Genomic DNA, 4,528 nt, shown 5'->3' with positions numbered 1-4,528 from the left:
TAACACCTTTCGGTATTAGTTTGTGCATTCATCTACCTGGTTAAAACCAGGAGATTTCTGCGAATCCTTTCATTAAAAACAATCTTGAATAAAGAAGAGATGAAATCATGACAACCAATAATGAAAAAATTAGCCGACAAACAACCCTGGCTTTACTAGCAGCCGCTCTACTCTCATTTACGGGAATTCTCACCGAAACATCGATGAACGTGACTTTTCCTGAACTCACCAGAATTTTCAACGTTTCCTTGGATACGGTTCAGTGGATCACCACTGGTTATCTGTTGATGGTCACCATCGTCATGGCCACCACAGCTTATCTGTTGAAAAAATTCAAATCACAAAGGATCCACCTATTTGCGGCAATTGCCTTTGTGATCGGTGACGTCATGTGTGCCACATCACCAACCTTTTCAATGCTACTAACCGGTCGACTCATTCAAGCAATCGCCACCGGCTTATCCACCCCACTGATGTTCCATATCATTTTCAACAAAATCCCGGCCGGACGAATTGGTTCAATGACTGAGTTATCCGGGATGGTCATTTCATTGGCTCCAGCATTAGGGCCAACCTATGGCGGAACTATTTCTTCAACCATGTCGTGGCGAATGATCTTTTGGCTAATTCTGCCCATCATCGTGATTAGTTGGTGGCTCGGTTCCCACTACATTCGAATTGATCCAGTTGGCACTGGTTCTTTTGATATCTTAAGTCTGGCATTGTTGGCTACCACCCTATTTTCGATGGTCTTCGCAGTCAGCAAGGCCGGTAAGTACCCAGTCTTTAGTTCCGCTGTCGTGATGCCATTTCTAATCGGCTTGATTGCGCTGGGGCTATTCATCTATTCAGACACCCACGGATCCTCTCAACTATTGGATATTAAGATTTTAAAATGGCTATCAACATCCCTATCGGCCTTCACCTATTTTGTTTTGCAATTTGTGAATATCGGCATTTCATTTCTAATCCCAGTTTACTGCCAATATGTTCTGCATGCGTCACCATTTATCGCCGGCTTAGTTTTATTACCAGGATCATTAGTTGGTGCCGCCGTTTCTCCGTATGCTGGCCACCTTGCTGATATCAAAGGTTACGCGTTACCAATTATCATCGGTTTGATCTCAATGACTTTAGGTGGTGGCATTTTCTATGGTATCCAAGGCTTGCTATCAGCCTGGATCATTCTGTTGGTTTATTCGTTCCTCCGATTTGGCTTCAACATGGGCTTTTCGAACACAATTTCCAACGCGATGCTAAACGTTCCCAAACAATATACGGCCGACGTCAATTCCTTCTTCAGCATGCTGCAACAATTTGCCGGTTCCATTGGTGTTGGGATCATGGCAGCGGTCATGGCAATTAGTCAAAATAGTGGCACTGGCAATTTAGCTGCCCGTTCGTTCACTGGTGGCCGTTACGATTTCTTACTCGCAACCCTCTTGAGCGCTGCCGCTCTCATCGCCACTATTATCAACTTTAGAATTCAGCGACAACATCAATCCGCCCAAACCAATTAACACAACCATCATAACAATTAATTCCAATCTTTCCATTGTGTACAAGGCTTTTTGATTGAATTTCTGCTCGAAACCAGTTAATCTGAATTTGGTTATTTAGTATCAGTAAATAGCTGCATTGACTGCTACTTAGGTTTAGGATAGCTGCGTAAAGCAGAAGTCTGCACGTAAGCACCTCGGAGAAAAATCCCAAAATCAGGAATTTCTCTCCGAGGAGACTTACACTCCGACTTCTAAACGCTTTACTCCGCTCACTGGTTTTAGGACAGCTATGCAAAGCAAAAGCTTGCACCTAAGCTATCTCGACCCAAAATCCAAAACCGGGATTTCTGGTCGAGACAACTTAGGCTCCAGCTTTTAACCGCTTTGCTCCGCTCACTATTTTAAAGGGGGACTTCAATTATGGTAAAAGTTGGAATTAATGGTTTTGGACGAATTGGTCGCTTAATTTTACGCCGTATTTTAGAAATCAACGATCCGGACTTGGAAGTCGTTGCAATCAACGATTTAACCAGTCCGTCAATGCTAGCATATTTATTCAAATATGATTCAACTCATGGTACTCTGCCTTACGACATTTCTTCGACGGATGATTCATTAGTTGTCGATGGCAAGAAATACCGGGTTTACGCAGAAAAAGACGCCAGCCAAATTCCTTGGGTTAAGGATAACGGGGTAGATTTAGTTCTTGAATGTACTGGCTTCTATACTTCAAAAGAAAAATCACAAGCTCATTTGGATGCCGGGGTTAAGAAAGTTTTGATCTCAGCACCCGCCGGGCCAATGAAGACAATCGTTTATAATGTTAACGACGACACCTTAACCGCAGACGATCAAATCATCTCGGCTGGTTCTTGCACCACGAATGCGTTAGCTCCAATGGCTTACTTCCTCAATAAAGAATTTGGCTTGGAAGTTGGCACCATGACAGCAATTCACGCATTTACCAGTTCCCAAATGATTCTTGACGGGCCTAAAGGCAAGAAGTTCCGTCCTAACCGAACCGCTTCTGCTAACACCATCCCTCATTCAACTGGGGCTGCCAAAGCGATCGGTTTAGTCATTCCAGAACTTGAAGGTCACTTACAGGGTCACGCTCAACGAGTTGCCGTTGTTGATGGGTCAGTTTGTGAATTGGTTTCCGTTCTTAAGACCAAAGTCACCGCCGATCAAGTTAACGATGCCATCAAACCACACACTGACAACAACCCAGCATTTGGCTGGAACGACGACGAAATCGTTTCTTCAGATATCATCGGTGACACCCACGGGGCCGTTTATGATCCAACTTTGACGGAAGTCACCTCAAATGGCGATTTCCAAGTGGTCAAGACCGCAACCTGGTTTGATAACGAGTACGGCTTCGTCAGCAACATGGTTCGAACTGCTAAGAAATTTGCCGAAGTTTCTGGTTTGAATTAATTTAGATCAACACAAACTAAAAATCCTGGAGGCAATTCATTTTGTCCTTCGGGATTTTTTTTGGCGTTTTCAGGATATATGAAAAAATTCCTACCATTATCTGTGCTGGTAGGAATTTTTGTTTACAGCCATTGTTATCTTTTAGATTAGTCAATCCTTCTAGCTACTTAATGCACTTATCTTCTTGACTACGTTCATCACATCGTTAGAACACGTATTTGCAGTAGCTGGTTGATTACTTCCAAATCACCAATTGCTTGTTGGCAGAAATGTAATTTCCGTTCGCCAATTGGTACCGAGTTGCGTTACCAGTTGTGACCTTTTTGATTCGCAACGTTTTGCCTTTTGCAATGCGATCGCGACGGTTGGTCAAATTAGCGTTTTTGTATTGATAAATCCCCTTAGCATTAATGACTTGAATTCGTTTTGATTGTGGCATCGTCGTGTAATAGAGGTTGCTGGAGTAGCCACTGGCACCAGTAACGTAGCCAGTCTTCTTGTATGTTTTACTACCCTGATTCTGATCAACCACCTTGTAGCGGAAGTTTCCAGCCTTAGAGAAGGCGTGAGCAAGAACTTTGAATACTGGTCGTTTTGTCCGGGATTGTTTGGTAAACTTGCTCAAACGATTGCCATTACTGAAGTCCGCACTTCGGTATAGGGATGTCCCCTTAGTCAGATAGAGATATCCTCCCATCTTAATGGCACGACGGGGAACCGGATTCTTCGAAGTCGTTGGTTTTTCCGTTTCAGTATTTGGCGACGTTGATGTCGTCGGCGTGGTTGAAGTGGTTGGTGCGGTCACTTCAGGAGAATTTGTGATCGGTGGTACCGTCATTCCGGGAATCCAGCTGGCGGTAAGGACTTCGTCGATGCCTTCTTCGGCTTTGGAGTTTTTAAATTGGCTAAGATTTAATTGATTACCGTTAACTGCCACCTTTTGACCACTCTCATTGTACCAGCCACCAAATTGATAGCCTTTTCGCTGAGCGCTAGGGACGGAAATTACGTTCGTTCCTTTTGGAATCACCCGAATGTCATCTTTGGTTATCCCATCGCTAAATTTGAAAATGATAGAGGCGGCATCCGCACCTGGCTTGATTAGGTCAGTATTAGGACCAACTGTATTATCACTAATTTCTATGCCATTTCCCGGTAACGCATTCTTGCCAAACATAACTCCATGTGTTGCATCCACCACATTTTTGGTAAATGAAACTGATCCAAGTGGGCTTTGACCACCTTGATAATTCGTTGTTCTTAGCCCAACATACCCGTCAAGCTCATTATTTGCAATTTGAAGGTTTTCAACATTCCCCGCAATGATCGCGTGAACATTACTGATACTTCTTGTTGTCGTATAATCGTTCACTTTATTGTTTTCAATTTTTAGCGAACCAACACCGTATGCAGTTGTCCCAACCGGTACATTACCGATTGCCACGATCAAGTTTCGGTTTCCCGACTCTGAGGTTCCACCGGGACACGTAAGTTCATTATTAGTAATTTCCCTGAATTATTCATAGTTCATTAAAAGCCCGTCAGTTTTCGTGTTTTTTCGAAAACTGACGGGTATGTTTTTATCT

General features: G+C 43.4%; 3 protein-coding genes. 2 read left to right on the top strand and 1 reads right to left on the bottom strand.

Translation table 11 applies throughout. From position 1 onward, the window contains the following. The first annotated feature begins 107 nt into the window (after positions 1-107). Both QUF07_RS13315 and gap read left to right on the top strand, forming a co-directional pair. Positions 108-1,520 carry an MFS transporter gene (locus QUF07_RS13315; RefSeq protein WP_289427886.1) on the top strand — a complete coding sequence of 471 codons (1,413 nt, stop codon included), beginning with the start codon at positions 108-110 and terminating at the stop codon, positions 1,518-1,520. Between the two features lie 399 nt (positions 1,521-1,919). Next, entirely contained in the window at positions 1,920-2,942 is a 1,023-nt protein-coding gene (gap, locus tag QUF07_RS13310; RefSeq protein WP_054747048.1) for a type I glyceraldehyde-3-phosphate dehydrogenase, read from the top strand. A 235-nt stretch (positions 2,943-3,177) separates the two neighbouring features. Here the strand turns inward: gap and QUF07_RS13305 are convergent, their stop codons facing one another. After that, positions 3,178-4,386 carry a DUF5776 domain-containing protein gene (locus tag QUF07_RS13305; protein WP_289427887.1) on the bottom strand — a complete coding sequence of 403 codons (1,209 nt, stop codon included), beginning with the start codon at positions 4,384-4,386 and terminating at the stop codon, positions 3,178-3,180. Positions 4,387-4,528 lie beyond the last annotated feature (142 nt).

This window comes from Lentilactobacillus sp. TOM.63 (assembly GCF_030361045.1).
GTDB lineage: Bacteria > Bacillota > Bacilli > Lactobacillales > Lactobacillaceae > Lentilactobacillus > Lentilactobacillus dabitei.
Note: the sequence above shows the minus strand (reverse complement) of the source record. Positions and strands in the feature narration are given on the sequence as shown.

Excerpts from the sequence above, each read along its gene's own strand:
- QUF07_RS13315 (WP_289427886.1), top strand. The coding sequence starts at position 108 with ATGACAACCAATAATGAAAAAATTAGCCGACAAACAACCCTGGCTTTA.